The organism is Streptomyces sp. NPDC020845 (assembly GCF_044334165.1).
In the GTDB taxonomy this organism is placed as follows: Bacteria; Actinomycetota; Actinomycetes; order Streptomycetales; family Streptomycetaceae; genus Streptomyces.
Map to the genome: position 1 here is coordinate 204,886 of NZ_JBIRSJ010000017.1, position 20,366 is coordinate 225,251.

Genomic DNA, 20,366 nt, shown 5'->3' on the forward strand with positions numbered 1-20,366 from the left:
CCGGGTGGGGGGGTGAATAAGGGTGGGTGGGCTGCGGGAGGTGGCGGCACCATTCGTGGTGCCCGGCCCTTCGGGGGTCGCGATCCGTACCCGGCTCAAGGGCCTGACCGCCGGGGACGAGGCGGTGCTTTGCCTGGTCGGCGGTCTGCTCGGTTCGCTCGCTTCCCGTGATCTGAAGGCGCGGTGCGCGGCCGGGCTGGAGCATGGCGGTGAGCAGTGGGCCGAGCGCAAGCGCACTCTCACGCAGGAGTCCTCGTCCCGCTGGGCCGGGTCGATCACGAAGGCCACCCACGATCAGTGGGCGCTCGCCCGGCGTGGCCAGCTCGCGCACATCCAGAACCTGGAGGCCGGGATCGAGACGATCACCCACCGTCTGTCCGTGGCTGTGGGTGAGAAGGGCACCAAGCAGGCCCCGGGCGGCTACCGCAGCGCGCGGGAGTGGCACGCGAAGAGGCGCCGTCTGTGTGTGCTCGAAGACCGGCTTCGGACGGTGCGGGCGGACCGTGAGGCCGGGGTCGTGCGCGTGGTGCGCGGCGGGAAACGGCTGCTGAACACCCGGCACAACCTGGAGCAGGCGCAGCTCACCGAGGAGCAGTGGCGCACGCGGTGGCAGGCCGGGCGCCGGTTTCTCCAGGCGGACGGCGAGTCCGGCAAAAGGTTCGGCAACGAGACCATCCGCGTCACCGACGACGGCGAGGTCTCCATCAAGCTCCCCGCGCCGCTGGCGCACCTGGCGAACGCCCCGCACGGCCGGTACAGGCTGGCGGCGAAGGTGTCGTTCACGCACCGGGGTGAGCAGTGGGCCGACCGCGTGGCAGCGAACCGGGCCGTGGCCTACCGCATCCACGAAGACACCCTCCGGGGACGCTGGTATCTGACCGCATCCTGGACGATCCCCCCGGTCCAGACCGTCCCCCTTGGGGCGGCCCGCGCCGGTGGCCTGATCGGCTTCGACACCAACGCCGACCACCTCGCCGCCTGGCGCCTCGACGAACACGGCAACCCCACCGGCGATCCCCGACGCTTCTTCTACAACCTGTCCGGCACCGCCCAGCACCGCGACGCACAGGTGAGGCACGCCCTGATCCGCCTGCTGCACTGGGCCAAGCGCCACGGTCTGTCGATCGCACTCGAAGACCTCGACTTCCAAGCGGAGACCACCCGCGAGAAGCACGGCCGCCGCAAACGGTTCCGCAACCTCATCTCCGGGCTGCCCGTCAGCAAGCTGCGGGCCCGGCTGGTGTCGATGGCGGCCGAACTCGGCATCACCATCGTCGTCGTCGACCCGGCCTACACCAGCAAGTGGGGCGCCCAGCACTGGCAGAAGCCCCTCACCAGCAAGACCAGGAAGACCACTCGCCACGATGCTGCCGCCGTGGCGATCGGCAGGCGCGCGCTGGGGCACCCGATCCGGCGACGGACGGCACCGCCCCGTACCCACCAGAGCGATGGGTGCGGGCATCGGACCGTCCAGGCCCGACCGGACACCCCAGCGCGCGAGGGAAACCGCCCCCGCATCCCCGGACCACGGACACGATCCGTGCGCGCCGGACGCGGAGCGAACGCGGTGGACCAGAACGCCCAACACCGTTCGGGGCGTCCGGCTGAGCGTGAGCCCTGGCAACAGGACTCACTCCCGCTCAGTCTTTAGAAACGGTAGGTCCAGGCCACCTTCCAGCCGTTGACGGCACTGGAACCGGTGTTCTTGACGGTGACGTTCGCCGTGAAGCCGGTGTTCCACTGGTTGGTGACGGAGTACGTCACCGCGCAGCCCGTGGTGGGCGTGGGGTCCTGCCCGCCGTCGCCGGTCCAGCCGAGGGCTTCGGCGATGCCGTAGTACGCCGGTTTGGGCTGGTAGTTCTCGTCGTACGGGGTGGCGGCGCCCTGGCCGTCGAAGACGTCGGGGATCCAGGAGTCGGAGTCGGTGAACCCCCAGACCGTCACCCCCTTGCAGCGGCTGACCGCGACGCATGCGCTGGTGACGGCCTTGTAGTCGGCCTTCTGCTGCGCGAGTTTCGCGTCGCTGACGGGCAGCTGCATCCGGATGTCCAGCTCGGTGACGGCGACGTCCACGCCGAGGTCGGCGAAGCGCTGCAGATTGGCCTGCATCGTGGACGGCACCTGGCCGAGGATGAGATGGCCCTGGAAGCCGACGCCGTCGATCGGGACGCCGTCCGCCTTGAGCGACTTGACCAGGTTGTACATGGCGTCGCTCTTCGCGCCCGTGCCGTCGGTGTTGTAGTCGTTGAGGTACAGCTTGGCGTCCGGGTCGGCGGCGCGGGCGGCGCGCAGCGCGTCGGCGATATAGCTCTGGCCGAGCTTCGTGTACCACATCGACTGCCGGAAGGTTCCGTCCTCGTTGAACGGCTCGTTGACCACGTCCCAGTGCGAAATCTTGCCCTTGTAGCGGCCGACCTCGGTGGTGATGTGGTCGGTCATGAGGGTGCGCAGCTGGTCGGCGGTCCAGCTGCCGGAGGTCAGCCAGCCCGGCAGCTGGCTGTGCCAGACCAGGGTGTGGCCGCGCACCTGCATGTCATGCGACTGGGCGAAGTTGACGACGGCATCAGCGCCTGTCCAGTTGTACGTACCGCGGCTGGGCTCGACGGACTCCCACTTCATCTCGTTGCCGGGGGTGATCGAGTCGAACTGGCCGCCGGCGACCGTGGCGTAGGTGCCGCTCAGCTTGGACGCGGTGACGGCGGTGCCGTAGTACTTGCCCTTGGCCTGGGCCAGGTCGCGCAGCACCGGGTCGGCCGCGCTGCTGGGGGTGGCAAGGCCCAGCAGCAGCGCTCCGGCGGCGGCAAGGACGAGGGTGGCTCTGCGGACGCCCTGGGTGCGTATACCGTGCGGGTGAGGTCTCATCGCGTGCCGCCCCTTAGGATCCGGCCAGGCCGTCGCGGAACGCGGTGTAGGCGGGCTTGGGCTGGTAGTTGTCGTCGTACAGGTTGGCCGCACCCTGGCCGGGGAAGGTGCCGGGGACCCAGGAGTCCCGGTCGCCGAAGCCCCATACGGTGATACCGGCGCAGCGGGAGATGGCCAGGCAGGTCTGGGCCACGGTCTTGTAGTTGGCCGCCTGCTGCTGGAGCTTGGTGGAGTCGGCCGGGGTGGCCATGCGGATGTCGAGCTCGGAGACGACGATCTCGAGGCCGAGGTCGGCGAAGCGCTGCAGGTTGGCCTTCATGGTGGAAGGCACCTGGTTCACGATGAGGTGGCTCTGGAAGCCGACGCCGTCGATGGGCACGCCCTGGCTCTTGAGCCGCTGGACCAGGTTGTACAGACCGTTGCTCTTCGCGCCCGTGCCCTCGGTGTTGTAGTCGTTGATGAAGAGCTTGGCGTTCGGGTCGGCGGCGCGGGCGGCGCGGAAGGCGTCGGCGATGTACGACTCGCCGAGCTGCTGCTGGAACTTGGACTGGCGCAGCGTCCCGTCCTCGTTGAACGCCTCGTTGACCACGTCCCAGCGCTGGACCTTGCCCTTGTAGCGGCTGACCTGGGTGGTGACGTGGTTGGTCATGATGGTGCGCAGCTCGGAGTTGGAGAACGAGCCGTTGGCCAGCCAGTTCGGCATCTGGCTGTGCCAGACCAGGGTGTGGCCGTAGACCTTCTGGTTGTTGCTCTGCGCGAAGGAGACCAGCCGGTCGGCGGCGGCCCAGTTGAACTGGCCGCGGTTGGGCTCGACCGAGCCCCATTTCATGGCGTTCTCGGCGGTGACGCTGGAGAACTCGCTCTTGGCGATGTTGGCGTAGGCGGCGTCGCCGAGCCGGCCGTCGTTGATCGCCGTACCGACGAAGCGGCCGGTACGGTCGGCGACCTCGCGGAGGGTGGGGTTGGCTTTTGCGCGGGTGTCGCTGCCGGTCGCGGTGGTCCCGGCGGTCGCCCCTCCCGCCCGGTGATCCGCGGCCTGACCGGGGGCGGCGAGCCCAAAGGCCAAGGTCGCCACGGCGGCCGAGGCCACCAGTGCGCCGCTGCGTAAGCTCATGAGCTTCATGGACGTCCCTCTCTTCTCTTCACGTCTGATCCGGTTTTCCGGAAGACTTCTGCAAGGTTCCGAGGGTGCGCCCGGAAAGGTAGAGGCGGGAGTGACTCTCGTCAACGGAGGAGGCGGAAATGGCTACGGAGAGCGCGGGTTCCGAAGGTGGCGCCCGGCCCAAGGTGACGATCACGGCCATCGCGCAGGAGGCCGGGGTGTCGGTGCCCACGGTCTCGCGGGTGGTCAACGGGCGTTCTGACGTCTCGCCCGAGACCCGGGCCCGGGTGGAGAATCTGCTGCGGCTCCACGGCTACCGCCGCCGCCAGACCGCCCCGGGCGACCGGGCCGCCCTGGTGGACCTCGTCTTCAACGACCTGGACAGCCCCTGGGCGGTGGAGATCATCCGCGGGGTGGAGGAGGTCGCGCACGAGGACGGCGTGGGCACGGTGGTCTCCGCCATCCACGGCCGGGCGGGCGCGGCGCGGCAGTGGATGAAGAACCTGCGGGCGCGCGCCTCGGACGGGGTGATCCTGGTGACCTCCGTGCTCGAACCGGTGCTGCACGAGGAGTTGCGCCGGCTGAACGTGCCGATCGTGGTGGTCGACCCGGCCGGCTCCCCCGCCCTGGACGCGCCCACCATCGGGGCGACCAACTGGGCGGGCGGCATGGCCGCGACCGAGCATCTGCTGGGCCTGGGCCACCGCCGGATCGGCTTTATCGCCGGCCCGCCGCGGCTGCTGTGCAGCCGGGCCCGGCTGGACGGCCACCGGGCCGCCCTGGAGGCGGCCGGGGTGCCGTACGACCAGGCGCTGGTGGCGCAGGGCGACTTCTACCACGAGTCCGGTTTCGTCGGCTGCGATCAGCTGATGGACGCGGCGACCCCGCCCACCGCCGTGTTCGCCTCCAGCGACCAGATGGCCCTGGGCGCGATCGAGGCCCTGCGCCGCCGGGGCCTGCGGGTGCCGGAGGACGTGAGCGTGGTGGGCTTCGACGACCTTCCGGAAGTCCGCTGGTCGGCCCCGCCGCTGACCACGGTGCGCCAGCCGCTCGCGGAGATGGGCAAGCTGGCGGCCCGTACGGTGCTGCGCCAGGCGCGCGGCGAGGAGATCGAGTCGCCCCGGGTGGAGCTCGCGACGGCGCTGGTCGTCCGGGCCAGTACAGCCCCGCCGAGCACGGCCTGAGCCCGGCCTGAGCCCGGCCTGAGCACGACCTGAGCCCGGGCCGTTCGTAGGTTTCAACAGGCTTGCTTGTGCGATCTATTGACAGGCCGTCAGTGCGCTCATACCGTCCACGCAATCACTTCCGAGAATTATCGGGCTACTTCCGGAAGGCAATGCGACGATGACGATGCGTACCCCCAGGTCACGGGCGATCCTCCGTACGTCCACCCTGGCTGCCGCTCTGCTCTTGGCCACCACCACCCTCACCGCCTGCGGCAGCTCAGGCCCCGGCGGCTCGGACGACGACTCCATCAGCGTCTGGGTCTACCAGGACGCCTCGACCAAGGTGCAGCGCGCGGTCGTCGAGCGCTTCAACAAGACCTCGGATGTGAAGGCGAAGCTCACCGAGGTGCCCGGCGAGGGCTACTCGGACAAGATGCGCACCTCCATGGGCACCCCCAACGCGCCGGACGTCTTCTTCAACTGGGGCGGGGGCAGCATCAGCGACTTCGCCAAGGAGGACATGCTGGTCGACCTGGGCCCGACGCTGAAGAAGGACCCGGACCTGCAGAAGGCGTTCATCCCCTCGATCCTCAAGGCCGGGGCGGTGAACGGCACGTTCTACGGCATCCCGATGCGCGGGATGCAGCCGGTGATCCTCTTCTACAACAAGAAGGTGTTCCAGGACGCGGGGGCGCAGCCGCCCAAGTCCTGGGACGATCTGCTGGGCCTCATCGGCACCTTCAAGAAGAAGGGCGTCACCCCCTTCGCGCTCGCGGGCACCGACCCGTGGACCGAGCTGATGTGGGTGGAGTACCTGGTGGACCGCTACGGCGGGGCCGATGTCTTCAAGCGGATCCAGAACGGGGACTCCTCGGGGTGGAGCGACCCGAGCGTGCTGAAGACCGCTGAGACGATCAAGGATCTGGTCGACCGGGGCACGTTCGGCAAGAACTACAAGTCGGTCAACTACACCGCCGACGGGGCCTCCACGCTCTTCGCCAAGGGCAAGGCCGCGATGCATCTGATGGGCTCCTGGGAGTACGCCAACCAGAAGGCGAACCAGCCGGACTTCGCCAAGTCGGGGCTCGGCTGGACCACCTTCCCGGCCGCCCCGGGCGGTAAGGGCGACCCCAAGAACGTGGTGGGCAACCCGACCAACTACTGGTCGATCAACTCCAAGGCCAAGGGGAAGAAGAGGGACGCGGCGATCGAGTTCGTGAAGTTCGCCGCCAAGCAGGACTACTCCAAGGACCTGATCGCCAACGGCGATGTGCCCGCCACCTCCGACGCCGCCTCGCTGCTGAGCGAGCACGAGAACCCGACCTACGCGCAGTTCCAGTACGACATGGTCCGTGAGGCCCCCAGCTTCACCCTCTCCTGGGACCAGGCGCTGTCGGCCAAGAACACCCCGGCGATACACACCAACATCCAGAAGCTGTTCAACGGGCAGCTGAGCCCGGCCGGGTTCGTGGCGGCGATGAAGAAGGACATCAAGTAATGGCGGGCGCCGACGGCAAACGTGCCGACGGCAAGGGTGCGGGCAGCGGCGCTGCCCGCCCCAGCGCCGCCTGGGCGCTCCCCGGGGTGCTGTTCTTCGCGTGCTTCGCCGTCGCCCCCATGCTGCTGGTCGGCTATCTGGCCTTCACCGACTGGGACGGTATCGGCACCCCCCAGTGGATCGGCACCGACAACTGGTCCCGGCTGTGGCACGACCCGGACATGCGCCAGGCCGTCTGGCTCAGCCTGCTGCTGACCGTACTGACCTGGCTCGTACAGACCCCGATCGCGCTGCTCCTGGGGGTGTGGGCGGCCGGGCGGCAGCGCAACCGCGCCGTGCTGTCGGCGATCTTCTTCCTGCCGCTGCTGGCGTCCTCCGTCGCCCTCGCCCTGGTGTGGAAGCAGCTGCTGGACCCCAACTTCGGCCTCATCGCGGAGATCGGGCCCGCCCTCGGCTTCGAGGACGGCGATCTGCTCGGCGACTCCCAGGGCGCCCTCGGCGCGATCCTCTTCGTCACCGCCTGGCAGTTCATCCCCCTCCACACGCTGATCTACCAGGGCGGCGCCCGGGCCATCCCGCGCTCGCTCTACGACGCGGCGGCCATCGACGGCGCCGGCACCGTCCGCCAGTTCTTCTCGATCACGCTGCCCCAGCTGCGCAACACCGTGGTCACCTCATCGGTGATCATGGTGGTGGGCGCGCTGACGTTCTTCGACACCGTCCTGATCCTCACCAAGGGCGGCCCGGGCACGGACACCAGCATCGTGCCGTACCTGATGTACAAGAACGGCTTCCAGGCCTTCGACCTCGGCTACGCCAGCGCGGTCGCGGCCCTCCTCGTGGTCGTCGCCACCACCGTCTCGCTGCTGCTGGTGCGGCTGACCGGCTTCAGCGCGATGCGCAGCACCCGGGAGGGGATGTGACCGACGTGCTGCACCAGCGCCCCGAGGCGGACCGTACGACCGGCAAGGCGGCCCCGCCGGCCAAGCCCCGGCGGGCGGGCCTGCCCCGTCTGCTGACGGGGAGCGGGCCCCGAAGGCCCAACTACCCGGCCGGTCTGGCCTCCCTGCTGTGGCTGGTCATCGTCGGCGCCCCGCTGTACGTACTGGTGGCCACGACCTTCCGGACCCGCGACGGCTATATCGACGACGGCCCGCTCGCGCTGCCCACCCACCCCACCCTCGCCAACTACGACCGGGTGCTCAGCAGCCACTTCTTCTCCTATCTGGGCAACACCCTGGTCGTCACCGCCGTCTGCGCCGCCATCGTCATCGTGCTGTCGGTGACCGTCGGCTATGCGGTGGTGCGCGCCCGCAGCCGGATGTCCCAGCGCGTCTTCCGGATCTTTCTGCTCGGGCTCGCCATCCCGTCCCAGGCGGTGATCATCCCGATCTATCTGGTGATCACCAAGCTCCAGCTGTACGACACCCTGCTGGCGGTGATCCTGCCGACGGCGGCCTTCTCCCTCCCCGTCAGCGTGCTGATCCTGGCGGGGACCATGCGCGATATCGACGAGGAGCTGTACGAGTCGATGGCGCTGGACGGCGCCGGGCCGACCCGGGTGCTGCTGCGGCTGGTGGTGCCGATGTCGCGGGCGGGGATCTCCACGGTCGGGGTGTACTCGGCGCTGCACGCCTGGAACGGCTTTATGTTCCCGCTGATCCTCACCCAGTCCAGGAGCAACCGGGTGCTGACCCTGGGCCTGTACGACTACGTCGGCGAGTTCCGGGTGGACACCCCGGCGCTGCTCACCGCGGTCGTGCTGTCCATCGTCCCGATCTTCGTCGTCTATCTCTTCGCCCGCCGTCAGCTGATCAACGGCCTGATGGGCGTGGGCGGCAAGTGAGCGGCCCACCGAACAGTCCTGAGCCAAGGAGCTTCATGCCTCACCCCTGGCAGAACACCTCCCTCCCCGCCGAAGACCGCGCCGCGGACCTGCTCTCCCGGATGACCCTGGAGGAGAAGCTCGCCCAGCTCGCCGGCGTCTGGCCGGGCTCCGAGTCCACGGAGGGCGAGGACGTCGCCCCGCTCCAGCACCAGGTCAACGAGGAGGTGGACCTCGACGCCCTGCTCCCCCACGGACTCGGCCAGCTGACCCGCCCCTTCGGCACCGCCCCCGTCGATCCGGGCGAGGGCGCCGCCGCCCTCGCCCGCACCCAGGCGCGGGTCGCCGCGGGCAACCGCTTCGGGATCCCGGCCGTCGCCCACGAGGAGTGCCTGACCGGGTTCTTCGCCTGGGGCGCGACCGTTTTCCCCACGCCACTGGCCTGGGGCGCCACCTTCGACCCGGCGCTGGTGGGCCGGGCCGCGGAGCTGATCGGCGCCTCGATGCGGGCGGTCGGCATCCACCAGGGCCTGTCGCCCGTCCTCGACGTGGTGCGCGACCCGCGCTGGGGCCGTACGGAGGAGTCCATCGGCGAGGACCCGTATCTGGTCGGGACCATCGGCACCGCGTATGTGCGCGGCCTCCAGTCGGCCGGGATCATCGCCACCCTCAAGCACTTCGCGGGCTACTCCGCCTCGCGCGGCGCCCGCAACCACGCCCCGGTCTCCATCGGCCCGCGCGAGCTCGCGGACGTCATCCTGCCGCCGTTCGAGATGGCCCTGCGGGACGGCGGGGCGCGCTCGGTCATGCACTCCTACAACGACCTCGACGGCGTCCCGTCGGCCGCGAACCGCTACCTGCTGACGGAACTGCTCCGCGAGCGCTGGGGCTTCACCGGCACCATCGTCTCCGACTACTTCGGCCTCTCCTTCCTGGAGCTGCACCACCGCGTCGCCGACACCCCGGCGCGCGCCGCGGCGCTCGCGCTGGAGGCGGGCGTGGACGTGGAGCTGCCCGCCGTACGCTGCTTCGCCACGCCGCTGCGGGACGCCGTACGGGCCGGGGACGTCCCCGAGGCGCTGGTGGACGCGGCGGCGCTGCGGGTGCTGCGGCAGAAGTGCGAGCTGGGGCTGCTCGACCCGGACTGGTCGGCCACACCGGCCGCGCTGCCCCAGGTCGTGGACCTGGACCCGCCGGTGATGCGGGAGGTGGCCCGGCAGCTGGCCGAGGAGTCGGTGGTGCTGCTCGCCAACGACCGCGAGGCGCTGCCGCTCGCCCCCGAGACCCGGATCGCGGTCGTCGGCCCGCTCGCCGACGACCCCGCGGCGATGCTCGGCTGCTACACCTTCCCCCGGCACGTCGGCGTCGAGCACCCGGACCTGCCCCTCGGCATCGAGGTGCCGACGGTGCTCGCCGCGCTGCGCGCCGAACTCCCCGACGCACACATCACCCACGCCGAGGGCTGCGCCCCGCCCGGCCCGGCCGCGGCCCCGCCCGGCGCCACCGCCACCTCGGCCGCCGTCGCCGCCGAGAGCCGCCTCGCGCGGGCCGCCCGCGTCGCCCGCGACGCGGATGTGTGCGTCGCCGTGCTCGGCGACCGCTCCGGCCTCTTCGGCCGGGGCACCTCGGGCGAGGGCTGCGACGCCGCCGACCTCGAACTCCCCGGCGAACAGGGCGCCCTGCTCGACACCCTGCTGGCCACCGGCACGCCCGTCGTACTGGTCCTGCTCACCGGCCGTCCGTACGCGCTCGGCCGCTGGTCGGGGCTGCTCGCCGCCGCCGTTCAGACCTTCTTCCCCGGCGAGGAGGGCGGCCCGGCCGTCGCCGCGGTCCTCTCCGGCCGGGTCAACCCCTCGGGCCGGCTGCCCGTCAGCGTCCCGTACACGACCGGCGGCCAGCCCTGGACGTACCTTCAGCCGCCGCTGGGCCTACGGGGCGAGGCCAGCAGCGTCGACCCGACCCCGCTGCACGCCTTCGGCCACGGCCTCTCGTACACCTCCTTCAGCTGGGAGCGCCCGGAGGCGGACGCGGCCACCCTGGCCACCGACGGCGAGACCACGCTGCGGCTGACCGTCCGCAACACGGGCGAGCGCCCGGGCACCGAGGTGGTCCAGCTCTATCTGCACCAGCCCGTGGCCCGCACCGTACGCCCGGTCACCCGGCTCATCGGCTACACCCGCGTCCCGCTCGCCCCCGGCGAGAGCGCCGAGGTCCACTTCACCTTCCACGCCGACCTGGCCTCCTACCCGGGCGCCCCCGACGGGAGCCGGATCGTCGCGCCCGGCCCCCTGGAGCTGCGCCTTGCCGCCTCCAGCGCGGACGCCGACGTACGGCATACGGTGCCGCTGACGCTGACCGGGCCGGAGCGGGCGGTGGACCACCGGCGGCGGCTGGTGTGCGCGGCGGAGGTGAAGTGACGGGGGGCTACGCGGATGGCCCCCTTCCGTCCTCGACCAGCGCCCAGGCGTGGGCGAACAGCTCGGGGAGGGTGCGCGTGGGCAGCGGAAGCGGGTTCTCCAGGCGCCCGTTGTAGGAGCGGTCCACCCCGATCAGGTCCGCCTTCCACGCCTCCATGGGCTGGTAGGGCTTCTTGGCGTGGATCCACTCGCCCGGCAGGAAGATCTGCCGGCCCGCCCGGGGGCGCTTGTCCTCCACGACCAGGCCGCGCTCGACCAGCACGGCGACGGCCTTCTGGTGCCGGGCGGGCTTCCACCCGTTCCAGGTGCGGAGGTTACGGTCGGTCGGCGCGGGCAGGGCCAGCAGCTGGAGGTAGAGCGCCGCCGCGTCCTCGTCGATGCCGAGCCCGCCCGCGACCCGCGCGACCACATCGGGCGCGGAGGCCGCCGGGTTCGTCTCGTACGCGCCGGCCGGCAGCGCGGCGCTCTCGATCCGCTCCATGATGCGCGCGCAGACCGGGCCGCGCAGCCACTCGACGAGCCCCAGCTCACGGTCGTAGCGGGAGTCGGCCCTGGCCCCCGACAGCGCCCGGGAGCGCTCGTCGGCGCCGTAGAACGCCGGGCGGAAGTACAGGCGGGTCCGGGACAGGTACCCTCTGCGGTCCACTATGCCGTCCGTGACCACGGTGAGCCCGTCGTCGATGGACGCGACGTCCAGCCGCTCCGGCCCGGCATACGGCTGGTACCCGAATCGCTCGTGCAACTCGGCGACCGAGGCTCCCACCTTGGGGTCGAGCGTGCCGGCGTCCAGCAGCAGCCCCGGGTGGTTCAACCGCTCCTGAACCACGCGCACCAGACCGGGCGCCCCCTCGCGGACGAGGTCACCGGCGGGGAGCTCGGCGTAGACCCAGAACAGGTTGGGGACGATGGAGAGCAGGCGGTCCTCGAACCTCGCGACATCCCACCGGGCGTTGGCGTCGCTGACCATCGGGCCGTGGTCGGTGTTCTTGATCCAGGTGTCGACGGGGGCGCTGAGCCCGGGCTCGGCAGTGGGGTTGGTGAACGCCGCGCAGAAGTCAGCCGCTGACAGGCGCAGCATCTGCAGCTCGACGACCGCGTTATGGGTACGCTCCGGCACCACGGTCCGCCGGCCGTACCGCTCCCGCCACGCCTCCGCGATCCGCTCCGCCACCCCGCGCATCCCGTGTGGCTCCCACAGCTCGGCAGGGTCCTCGGGCAGCACATCCGCCAGCAGCTCAAGGCGGTCCATCGAGGTCAGCCGGGCGTGTTCGGAAGCGCCGTCCTCGGCCTCGGCCACCTTGAGCCGCAGAATCTCCCGCTCCTCGTTCTCGAGGAACGGGATACGGCCCCTGACGTGCATCCCCGCCAGCACGAGGGACGCCGCCGCCCGTCCCATTCCCGTGCCTTCCCTCAGCGCGGCCACCGCCTGGTGGTCCCACGGCACCGGCCCGCGCTCCCGGACGAGGCCCACCAGCCGGCGCAACTGCTCGGCGCTGCCCCATCCTCCGCGCGGGGCGTCGGTCACCTCCTCGATGACCCCCAGGCCCGGCGCATCCGCTTCGCCCGTACGCAGATCGACGAATTTACGGAGCCTGTCACGGTTCCAGCCGACCGCGACGGCCGCCCCTCGCTCGTCCCGGACCGCTGCCGGGTCGCCTTCAGCGATCCGCACCAGACCGGTGCGAATCCGGCCCGCCGGATCGCAGAACGGGCCGTCCGCCCAGATCTCCAGCAGCGCGAGCAGACGCCGACGGCGCTCCTCGCGGGTGGAGGGCGCGGCGGCGCGCAGCGCAACGGTGCCGATGCGCCCGATGAACCGCGCCCAGGATCCCTCCCCGGCCCTTCCCAGGCCGCCGTCCGGGGTGGGCGGATCCCATGTGCCCGCCATATAGCGACCGGTCCGCTCGATACCGGCCAGCGCGCCTTTGTCCGTCCAATACCCCGAACCGTCGACGAGCCCGTCCAACGCGGCCCCGACGTGGTAGTCGTCCAGGGACGCCACCTCGGCGCGATCCGTCACCAGCCCGCCTGCTGTCGTCTCCATGAGGAAATCTTGGCTCATGGGTCCGACAGCGGCCCGGGCGGCCTGTCACAGACCGGCTCAAAGACCGGCTCAAGGCCGGATCAAAGACCGGCTCAAAGAGCGAAAAGGCGGGCGGCGTTGTCGTGGCAGACCGCGCGCAGCCAGTCGGTGCCGAGGTCGAGGTCCCGCAGGACGCGCAGGGCATCCACGTACGGATACGGGATGTTCGGGAAGTCGGTGCCCAGCAGGACCTTCTCCCCCAAGGCGGCGAGCCGGGGCAGCTCGGCGCGCGGGAAGGGCATTTCGGCCTCGACAAAGGGCGTGAAGGACATGGTCGTATCGAGCATGACGTACTCGTACCGCTCGGCCAGGTCGAGGAATTCCACGTACTCCGGCCCGCCCAGATGCGCGACCACCAGCCGCAGCGCGGGATGGCGGGCGAGAACGGCACCCATCGGGCCGGGCCCGGTGTACCGGCCGGGGATGGGCCCGGAGCCGCAGTGGGTGACCACGGGTGTGCCGCGCTCGGCGAGCAGCGCCCACACCTCGTCGAGCAGCGGGTCGCCGGGGTCGAAGCCCCCGACCTGAAGATGGCACTTGAAGACGCGCGCGCCCTGGTCGAGGGCGCGGCGCACATCGTCGAGGGCGCAGGGCTCGGCGTAGAAGGTCGCGGTGTGCAGACAGTCCGGCGTACGGGCGGCGAAGCCGGCGGCCCAGTCGTTGAGCCAGCGGGCCATGGCGGGCTTGTGCGGGTAGAGCATCGCGGTGAAGGCGCGCACCCCGAAGCCGCGCAGCACATCGAGGCGTTCCTGCTCCTCCTGCCGGTACGCGATCGGCCAGACCTTCCCCACGAGGGGGCCCGCCGCGTCGAAGTACGCCCAGACCTTGTCCAGGACGCGCTGCGGCATGAAGTGGGTGTGGACGTCGATGAGGTGGTCGAGACCCGCCTCGGCGCGGAAGGCGGCGACGTCGGCACGCTCGGCGGTGGTTTGCTCGGCGGTGGTTTGCTCGGCGCTGGTTTGCTCGGTGGTCATCGGAAGCGGGTCGGCCATGAACGGCAGCGTAATCGGCGACAGATCGCACGTTCTTACGGGGTGAAGTGGCGGGCGAGGACCGCGAGGGCGTCGGTCACCTCGCGCAGCCGCTGAGGGTCGTCGGTGCCGAGGGCGGTGGCGAGGGCCGCGTCGACGGTCGTGGCGCGCACCTGCGCGACGCGGGCGGAGGGCTCGGCGGCGGGGCTGATGAGCGCGCGGCGGCGGTCGGCGGGGTCGGGGGCGGTGGTGATGGACCCCGCCTCCTTCAGTCGGGCGACGGCGGTGGAGATCTGGCTCTGCGGCAGTCCGGTGCGGCCCGCGATATCGCCGACGGTGGTGCCGGGGTGCGCGGCGATGTCGCTGGCGGCGATCAGCACGAGGCGCGTGCTGCCCCCGTGGCGTTCGGCCCCGCCGGGGGGTTCGGGCATGGCGTCCTCGCCGATCTTCATGAGCGTACGGCCGAGGAGGAAGAGTTCGACTCCGTTCACACAGCGAGGGTACATCGAATTAGATACATCTATCTTGATGCATCGAATTTGATGGATTACTGTGACGCGTGGCAGCCGGAGACATGACAGCCACGCCACCGACCCGAGGGGCATCCCATGACGTACGACAACACCCGCACCGGCACCATCGACGCACCCGGCGCCACCCTCCACTACCAGGTACGCGGGGACGGCCCCGCGCTGCTGATCGGCCAGAGCGGCGAGGGGGACGCCGACCGCAGCGTCGACCTCGCCGCGCGCCTCGCCGATACGTACACCGTGATCACCTACGACCGGCGGGGCCTGTCACGGAGCCGACTCCACGACCCGTCGCGCGGGGCGACGCTCACCGAGCACGCCGACGACGCGGCGCGCGTGCTCGCGGCGGTGACCTCCGAACCGGCCGCGATGCTCGGCTGCAGCCTCGGCGCCCTCATCGGCCTGCACCTCGCGGCGCGCCACCCGGGCCGGATCCACACCCTGATCGCCCACGAGCCCGTCGCGCCCCGGCTGCTGCCCACCGCCGAACGCACCCACCACGAGCACGAACTCGCCCACCTCCAGCGGCTCTACGTACAAGACGGCCTCGCCGCCGCCCTCCCCGAGATCGCCCGCGTCCTCGGCATCGACACCACCGGCCGCGACTCCGAACCCGGCCTGACCCCGCAGCCCATCAACGACCTGCGCCGCGCCAACTTCGACTACTTCATCCGCCACGACTTCACGGCGGTCCTCGCCGACACCCTCGACCTCCCCACCCTCACCGACACCCCCACCCGCATCATCCCGGCCGTCGGCCGCACCACCCCCGAGGGCGTCTTCGACCGCCGCTGCGCCTACGCCCTCGCGGACGCGCTCGGCACGGAGGTGGTGGAACTACCCGGCGGCCACAACGGCAACACCAGCCACCCGTCCGGCTACGCGGCCCGCCTGCGCGATCTGCTCGCCGTACCTGCTCACGCAGCTCAGCCATGACCGATTCGTTCAAGACCGCATCGGCAGTGGTTGCGTACCGTCGGGACCATGGAGAACACCGCCCCGGAATCACGCCACCTCAGCACATATATCGACCGCCCCGCCAAGGCCGTCTACGACTACGCGTCGGCCCCCTCCAACCTCCCCCAGTGGGCGCACGGTCTGGGGAAGTCCATCGCCGAGATCGACGGTCAGTGGATCGCCGACTCCTCGCCCCTGGGACGGGTCGTGGTCGCCTTCGCGCCCGAGAACGAGTTCGGCGTCCTCGATCACGATGTCACGCTGCCGTCGGGCGAGACCGTCTACAACCCCGTGCGGGTGATCGCTGACGGCACCGGCTGCGAGGTGGTGTTCACCCTCCGCCGACAGCCGGACATGAGCGACGAGGACTTCCAACGCGACACGGATGCGGTGACCGCCGACCTCGCCACGCTCAAGCAGGTGATGGAGCGCGCTTATTGATGCCGCTGAGTTCGGCACGACGCGGCGGGCGAGGCAGGAGCAATGGGACCGTCAGGAGAAGTCCAGCACCAACCGGCCACGCACCCCGCCAGCCTCCAGGATGCGGTGAGCCTTGGCCGCCTCGTCCGCGGGCAGGACGTCGGCGACGTGCAGCGTCAGGGTGCCGTCCTCGGCCTGGCGGCGCAGCGTGTTCAGCCGCCCGGTGTCGGTGATGCCGTCCGTCACCATCACCGGGCACACGCGGATGCCGCGCTCAGCCGGGCCGGACCAGCCCCGCAGCTCGGCCAGGGTCCCGCCGTCGGCGATGGCGGGCAAGATCTCCGTGGTCTGCATCGAGCCATCCACGAGACCGGGAACACCGTCGGATGCCAGCGCGCGAATGCGAGCGGCGACATCGGTGCCGCGCTCGACGACGTGGTCGGCGCCGAACCCGCGCACCCGGTCGGTGTCGTGTGGGGCGGCATCCGCGATGACGGTCAGCCCGTCGGCCTTGGCCAGCTCAACCGCGTACCCACCGACAGCACCGGCCGCACCGGTCACGGCGACGGTTCCGCCGGGCGGCACGGCCAGCGCGTCCAGGGCAAGGCGTGCGGTCATGGCGTTCATCAGCAGCGTGGACGCGGCGGCGAAGTCCGCCCCCTCGGGCGCCGGCACCACCGAGGCAGCAGGCACCACGATCTGCTCGGCGTAGGCTCCGCCGTGCACGCTGGTGAACAGCACCATAGCGACCACCCGTTGGCCCACGGCGAGCCGGTCATCAGTCCCGGGTCCGAGCTGGTCGATCACGCCGGCGGCGTCCATGCCGGGCACGAACGGGGGCTGGCGGTCGGACATGCGCACGGCGTGGCCACCGGTCCGCAGCAGGACGTCGGTCGGATTCACGGCGGCCGCGTGCACGCGGATGCGGACCTCACCGGGGCCCGCCTGCGGCTCGGGCAACTCCAGGACACGCAGGACTTCCGGACCGCCGAAATCGTAAACACCGATAGCCTTCATAGCCCGGTACAACCTGCCTCGCCGACACTGCATTCCACAGCAGCAAGGGCAATCCGCCAGCCGCACGCTCCCGGCCAACGCGAAGTCATTCTGCAATGGCCTCTCAGCAGCCGGCCGCTCAGCCGACATGAGCGGCGATGGCCCGCGCGCACTCCAGGGAGTCGGTGTGCGAGGTGTCCACCTCCAGGTCGTACTTCACACCCTCGTGAACCACATCCGCCTGCGACTCCGCCATCCCCACCGCCCGATCCCCGCGAGCGGCCTCACGGGCCGCGGCTACCTGGGGCTCACACCTGACGCCGACCCACAGCACACCGAGGCCGCGCAGCGCCTTCACCCACCGCTGCTGGGACTCCGCCTGCCCCAGGAACACCTCGTCGACGATGACCCGAGCCCCGGCCCGGGCCATCGCGGCGATCCCCTCGATCCACGCGGCCTCCAGCGCCCTGAACTCCGACCCGACGCTCACCCCGCCATCCGGAGCGAACTCGATCCCGGACGTCGCCCCCGTCATGGACGCGGGCATCGCCTCGATGAGTGTGTCGACGCTGAAGGTCAGCCATGGGTCCGGCAGAACCGCTTGCAGCCCCCTGGCGAGGCTGGACTTCCCCGAGCTGGATCCGCCATTGAGCACGATCACCTGAGTAGTCATCGCGCCAGGTTAGACGGCCTAACGGTCGAGCTCGCCATCCCTGACGGCATCCACGAACGCCTGCCAGGCCGACGTCTCGAAGAGCAGGGCGCCGCGCGCACGGTCCTTGGTGTCGCGGACGGCTTGGCGGCCGGTGGGGAGGATGCCGCGTTCGACGCAGTTGTTGTCACTGCCGCTGTAACTGCTCGTGTGCCACGTCGCGCCGTCGAACTCGGATATCAAGGTCTACCTCCTAGAGGAGATCTCGAAAGGCCGTGGGTTCGAGCTTTCCGAAGGGGGCTCGTAGCCGAACTCGCGGGTGGTGCGTCCAGAACGGTACCGGAGCGGGCTCGGGTTCGTCCGGGCCCGCCGAACCGAAGGCTAGGCCGTCTTCTTTTGGATCTTGCTGCCCCTCAGCTCTGGGTGGTCTCCCCTGACGACAACGCCGGGCTGGCGTGCCCCCGCTCCGCCGGGGCTTCAGTCGTTTCCGGGTGGCTGGTCTCGACTTTCCGGTGCGACCGTCGCGGGGCGCTCTTCCAGGGCGTCTGGTGGTCGACGCGCTGAGGATGGCCCACGGCCGCAGCGGCCTGGAAGCCGGCTGTATCCTGCACAGCGACCGCGGAAGCGAATACACCTCAGCTGAATTCCGGGCAGAAATAAAGTCGTTGGGGCTCCGCCAGAGCACCGGCCGAACCGGGTCTTGTTATGACTGTGAGGATGGGGTCACCGTCGCCGGGGCGGCCTGACTGGTGTTACGACTGACCCCTCGGGTGTCCTTGCTGTTGATCTGTCGGTCACTCCGGCGGCGGGTGTCATGCGGTCCGTCGACCGCGCGGGCAGTGACCGAATAGGAGCCTGTTGCCCCAGGCACTCGTCACAGTCCTGTCCTCCCGCCCGGCCGACGGTCTCGCGCTGACCGCTGCTCCCGGGAGGGGAACCGACAGCCATGACCAGCATCCTGCAGGCCGAGCCGATCGGGAAAGTCGTCGTCGGAGTCGACACGCACAAGCATGGTCGAGATGATCCGCCACCTCAAGATCGCCCGCGACGGCGCGGTCAAGGCCCGCACCCAGGCCATGGTCACCCTCAAGGCCCTGATCGTCACGGTCCCCGACGAGCTGCGGCAGCAACTACAGGGCTTGCCGAAGATGACCCTCATCGAACGATGCGCCGGCCTGCGGCCGGGCCCCGTGACCAGCCCAGCAGCCTCCGCGAAGCACTCCATACGCGCCATGGCCCGCCGTTGGAAAGATCTCCACGACGAGGTCAAGGAACACGACGTTCTGCTGGGGCAGCTCACCAAGGCCCACGCTCCAGACCTGGTCGACGCCTTCGGGATCGGCGCGGACACCGTCGCCGAAGTGCTTGTCACCGTCGGCGACAACCCCGAGCGCATCCGCTCCCAGGCCGCGTTTGCCAAGCTCGCGGGTGTCTGCCCCGTCCCGGCCTCGTCCGGCAAGACGAACCGGCACCGGCTCAACCGCGGCGGCCACCGGCAGCTGAACTCCGCGCTCTATCGCGTGGTGATCGTCCGAATGCGCTTCCACCAGCCCACTATCGACTACGTTGCCCGGCGCACGGCGGAGGGCAAGACGAAACAGGAGATCATCCGCTGCCTCAAACGGTACCTGGCCCGGGGGATCTACCAGTACATCAAGGCCAAGCAACCACCTACGAAAGCGACTTGACGAACTATAGGAGCGTCAACGCGGCGGCCGAGAGCTTCTGGGCCGTGCTCAAAGAGGAGATCGGCACCCGGCTCTGGCCCGACCGGGCCACCGCCCGCGCCGAGGTCTTCACCTTCATCGAGACCTTCTATAACCGGCGCCGCCTCCGGAAACACGCTGTCTTCGGGTACATCACGCCCCACGAGACACACCAGCGGCTCCAGAACGACCAAGCACTCGCAGCATAGAAGAAGAGTGTCCAGGATCACGGGGAAACTTCAGCGGCGTCCTGCCCCCGGCTGACCGGCAGCTGCTGCTGTTCCAGCGGTGGCTCGCCGAGAAACTGCCTGCCGTCGGCGACGCCGGGCACCGGCGACTTCTGGAGCTCTTCGCGACCTGGCAGGTTCAGCGCCGCCTGAACTCCCTGGCCGACCGCGGCCCGCTCACCAGTAAGCAGGTTCAGCAAGCCCGCGACGAGATTCGTCTCGCGACCGCCTTTCTCGATCATCTGGCCGGGCATGGGCGGACCCTCGCCGAGTGCACGCAGGCCGATGTCGATAATTGGTACGCGGGCGGCTACACCGCCCGGCGACTGACCCACGCCTTTCTGCGATGGGCGATGCGGTCCAAACACATGCTCAAGGTCGCCGTCCCGCATCGCTCCACGAGCAACCCCGCCCCGCTCGCCCAACAGCAGCGACTCACCCTGTTACGGGAGGCCGTCGACCAAGGCGACATTCCGGGACCGTGTGGTCGCCGCGCTCGTCCTCCTTTACGCGCAACCGCTCACCCGGATCGCTCGGCTCACCACCGACGATGTTCTTCACGAAGACGGCGAGGTTCTGGTCCGGCTCGGCGAGCCTCCCTCGCCAGTCCCTGAACCGCTTGCCGGAATGCTGCTGACCTACCTCGACCAGCGACCGAACACCATGACCGCCACCAATCCCAACGCCCGGTGGCTCTTTCCTGGCCGCAGGGCTGGACAGCCCATGACCCCGCACATGCTCGAACTCAGGCTTCGCCACCTGGGCTTCCCCACCCAGCGAGGACGCACGGCGGCCATCCGCCACCTCGTTCTCCAGGCACCCGCACCCGTGATTGCCCGCATGCTCGGCTACCACGACGACACCACAGCCCAGCTCGCCGCCGAGGCAGGAGGAACCTGGCGCCACTATGCCCCCGGCGACCACACACGGTGACACCGGCGCCTCAATGACCAA

Annotated in this window: 21 protein-coding genes; 12 read left to right on the top strand and 9 right to left on the bottom strand. The window is 70.3% G+C overall.

Translation table 11 applies throughout. From position 1 onward, the window contains the following. Positions 1–22: 22 nt before the first annotated feature. Complete coding sequence (locus ACH4U7_RS39580) at positions 23–1,651, top strand: IS200/IS605 family accessory protein TnpB-related protein (RefSeq protein WP_398532604.1); 1,629 nt, start codon at positions 23–25, stop codon at positions 1,649–1,651. Here ACH4U7_RS39580 and ACH4U7_RS39585 read toward each other — a convergent pair. Further along, positions 1,648–2,862 (bottom strand): endo-1,4-beta-xylanase, encoded by a 1,215-nt coding sequence (locus ACH4U7_RS39585; protein WP_398532605.1) that lies wholly within the window; start codon positions 2,860–2,862, stop codon positions 1,648–1,650. The genes ACH4U7_RS39580 and ACH4U7_RS39585 overlap by 4 nt on opposite strands. Positions 2,863–2,875: 13 nt before the next feature. Continuing rightward, positions 2,876–3,976, bottom strand: a complete 1,101-nt coding sequence (locus tag ACH4U7_RS39590) for an endo-1,4-beta-xylanase (RefSeq protein WP_398532606.1) — start codon at positions 3,974–3,976, stop codon at positions 2,876–2,878. A gap of 128 nt (positions 3,977–4,104) precedes the next feature. Between ACH4U7_RS39590 and ACH4U7_RS39595 the strand changes: the two genes are divergently transcribed. From ACH4U7_RS39595 to ACH4U7_RS39615, 5 genes are all read left to right on the top strand, one after another. Further along, on the top strand, positions 4,105–5,148 hold the full coding sequence (locus ACH4U7_RS39595) for a LacI family DNA-binding transcriptional regulator (RefSeq protein WP_398532607.1): 1,044 nt from the start codon (positions 4,105–4,107) through the stop codon (positions 5,146–5,148). A gap of 160 nt (positions 5,149–5,308) precedes the next feature. Further along, positions 5,309–6,628: an ABC transporter substrate-binding protein gene (locus ACH4U7_RS39600; RefSeq protein WP_398532608.1), complete on the top strand. Its 1,320-nt coding sequence runs from the start codon at positions 5,309–5,311 to the stop codon at positions 6,626–6,628. Next, positions 6,628–7,551 carry a carbohydrate ABC transporter permease gene (locus ACH4U7_RS39605; protein WP_398532609.1) on the top strand — a complete coding sequence of 308 codons (924 nt, stop codon included), beginning with the start codon at positions 6,628–6,630 and terminating at the stop codon, positions 7,549–7,551. Before ACH4U7_RS39600 ends, ACH4U7_RS39605 begins: the two co-directional genes overlap by 1 nt. Further along, complete coding sequence (locus tag ACH4U7_RS39610; protein ID WP_398532610.1) at positions 7,548–8,474, top strand: carbohydrate ABC transporter permease; 927 nt, start codon at positions 7,548–7,550, stop codon at positions 8,472–8,474. Before ACH4U7_RS39605 ends, ACH4U7_RS39610 begins: the two co-directional genes overlap by 4 nt. Before the next feature lie 35 nt (positions 8,475–8,509). After that, a complete protein-coding gene (locus ACH4U7_RS39615; RefSeq protein ID WP_398532611.1) occupies positions 8,510–10,870 on the top strand; it encodes a glycoside hydrolase family 3 N-terminal domain-containing protein in 2,361 nt (786 codons plus the stop codon). A gap of 7 nt (positions 10,871–10,877) precedes the next feature. Here ACH4U7_RS39615 and ACH4U7_RS39620 read toward each other — a convergent pair whose 3' ends face one another. The 3 genes from ACH4U7_RS39620 to ACH4U7_RS39630 all read right to left on the bottom strand — a co-directional run bounded on the left by ACH4U7_RS39620 (position 10,878) and on the right by ACH4U7_RS39630 (position 14,415). After that, positions 10,878–12,914 (bottom strand): hypothetical protein, encoded by a 2,037-nt coding sequence (locus tag ACH4U7_RS39620; RefSeq protein ID WP_398532612.1) that lies wholly within the window; start codon positions 12,912–12,914, stop codon positions 10,878–10,880. A gap of 92 nt (positions 12,915–13,006) precedes the next feature. Continuing rightward, entirely contained in the window at positions 13,007–13,927 is a 921-nt protein-coding gene (locus ACH4U7_RS39625; RefSeq protein ID WP_398532670.1) for an amidohydrolase family protein, read from the bottom strand. A gap of 53 nt (positions 13,928–13,980) precedes the next feature. After that, the gene (locus tag ACH4U7_RS39630; protein WP_398532613.1) at positions 13,981–14,415 is read right to left on the bottom strand and encodes a MarR family winged helix-turn-helix transcriptional regulator; all 435 of its coding nucleotides are present in this window, start codon (positions 14,413–14,415) and stop codon (positions 13,981–13,983) included. Positions 14,416–14,532: 117 nt separating this feature from the next. On the opposite strand from ACH4U7_RS39630, the gene ACH4U7_RS39635 reads away from it, so the two are divergent. After that, positions 14,533–15,390 carry an alpha/beta fold hydrolase gene (locus ACH4U7_RS39635; protein WP_398532614.1) on the top strand — a complete coding sequence of 286 codons (858 nt, stop codon included), beginning with the start codon at positions 14,533–14,535 and terminating at the stop codon, positions 15,388–15,390. 48 nt (positions 15,391–15,438) lie between these two features. Next, a complete protein-coding gene (locus ACH4U7_RS39640; protein ID WP_398532615.1) occupies positions 15,439–15,852 on the top strand; it encodes an SRPBCC family protein in 414 nt (137 codons plus the stop codon). 51 nt (positions 15,853–15,903) lie between these two features. On the opposite strand, the gene ACH4U7_RS39645 is transcribed toward ACH4U7_RS39640, so the two are convergent. The 3 genes from ACH4U7_RS39645 to ACH4U7_RS39655 all read right to left on the bottom strand — a co-directional run bounded on the left by ACH4U7_RS39645 (position 15,904) and on the right by ACH4U7_RS39655 (position 17,722). Next, positions 15,904–16,848 carry a zinc-binding alcohol dehydrogenase family protein gene (locus tag ACH4U7_RS39645; RefSeq protein ID WP_398532616.1) on the bottom strand — a complete coding sequence of 315 codons (945 nt, stop codon included), beginning with the start codon at positions 16,846–16,848 and terminating at the stop codon, positions 15,904–15,906. A 118-nt stretch (positions 16,849–16,966) separates the two neighbouring features. After that, a complete protein-coding gene (gene cpt, locus ACH4U7_RS39650) occupies positions 16,967–17,500 on the bottom strand; it encodes a chloramphenicol phosphotransferase CPT (protein WP_398532617.1) in 534 nt (177 codons plus the stop codon). An 18-nt stretch (positions 17,501–17,518) separates the two neighbouring features. Then, positions 17,519–17,722 carry a DUF397 domain-containing protein gene (locus ACH4U7_RS39655; RefSeq protein WP_398532618.1) on the bottom strand — a complete coding sequence of 68 codons (204 nt, stop codon included), beginning with the start codon at positions 17,720–17,722 and terminating at the stop codon, positions 17,519–17,521. A 305-nt stretch (positions 17,723–18,027) separates the two neighbouring features. Between ACH4U7_RS39655 and ACH4U7_RS39660 the strand changes: the two genes are divergently transcribed. The 3 genes from ACH4U7_RS39660 (at position 18,028) to ACH4U7_RS39670 (ending at position 19,394) form a co-directional block, all read left to right on the top strand. Beyond that, positions 18,028–18,225 (top strand): DDE-type integrase/transposase/recombinase, encoded by a 198-nt coding sequence (locus tag ACH4U7_RS39660; protein ID WP_398532619.1) that lies wholly within the window; start codon positions 18,028–18,030, stop codon positions 18,223–18,225. Between the two features lie 264 nt (positions 18,226–18,489). Next, positions 18,490–19,167: a transposase gene (locus ACH4U7_RS39665; protein WP_398532620.1), complete on the top strand. Its 678-nt coding sequence runs from the start codon at positions 18,490–18,492 to the stop codon at positions 19,165–19,167. Beyond that, positions 19,164–19,394 carry a hypothetical protein gene (locus ACH4U7_RS39670; protein ID WP_398532621.1) on the top strand — a complete coding sequence of 77 codons (231 nt, stop codon included), beginning with the start codon at positions 19,164–19,166 and terminating at the stop codon, positions 19,392–19,394. Before ACH4U7_RS39665 ends, ACH4U7_RS39670 begins: the two co-directional genes overlap by 4 nt. A 17-nt stretch (positions 19,395–19,411) precedes the next feature. Here ACH4U7_RS39670 and ACH4U7_RS39675 read toward each other — a convergent pair whose 3' ends face one another. After that, entirely contained in the window at positions 19,412–19,666 is a 255-nt protein-coding gene (locus ACH4U7_RS39675; protein WP_398532622.1) for a hypothetical protein, read from the bottom strand. A gap of 229 nt (positions 19,667–19,895) precedes the next feature. Between ACH4U7_RS39675 and ACH4U7_RS39680 the strand changes: the two genes are divergently transcribed. After that, positions 19,896–20,345, top strand: coding sequence for a hypothetical protein (locus ACH4U7_RS39680; RefSeq protein ID WP_398532623.1), 450 nt, complete (start codon positions 19,896–19,898; stop codon positions 20,343–20,345). The last annotated feature ends 21 nt before the right edge of the window (positions 20,346–20,366 follow it).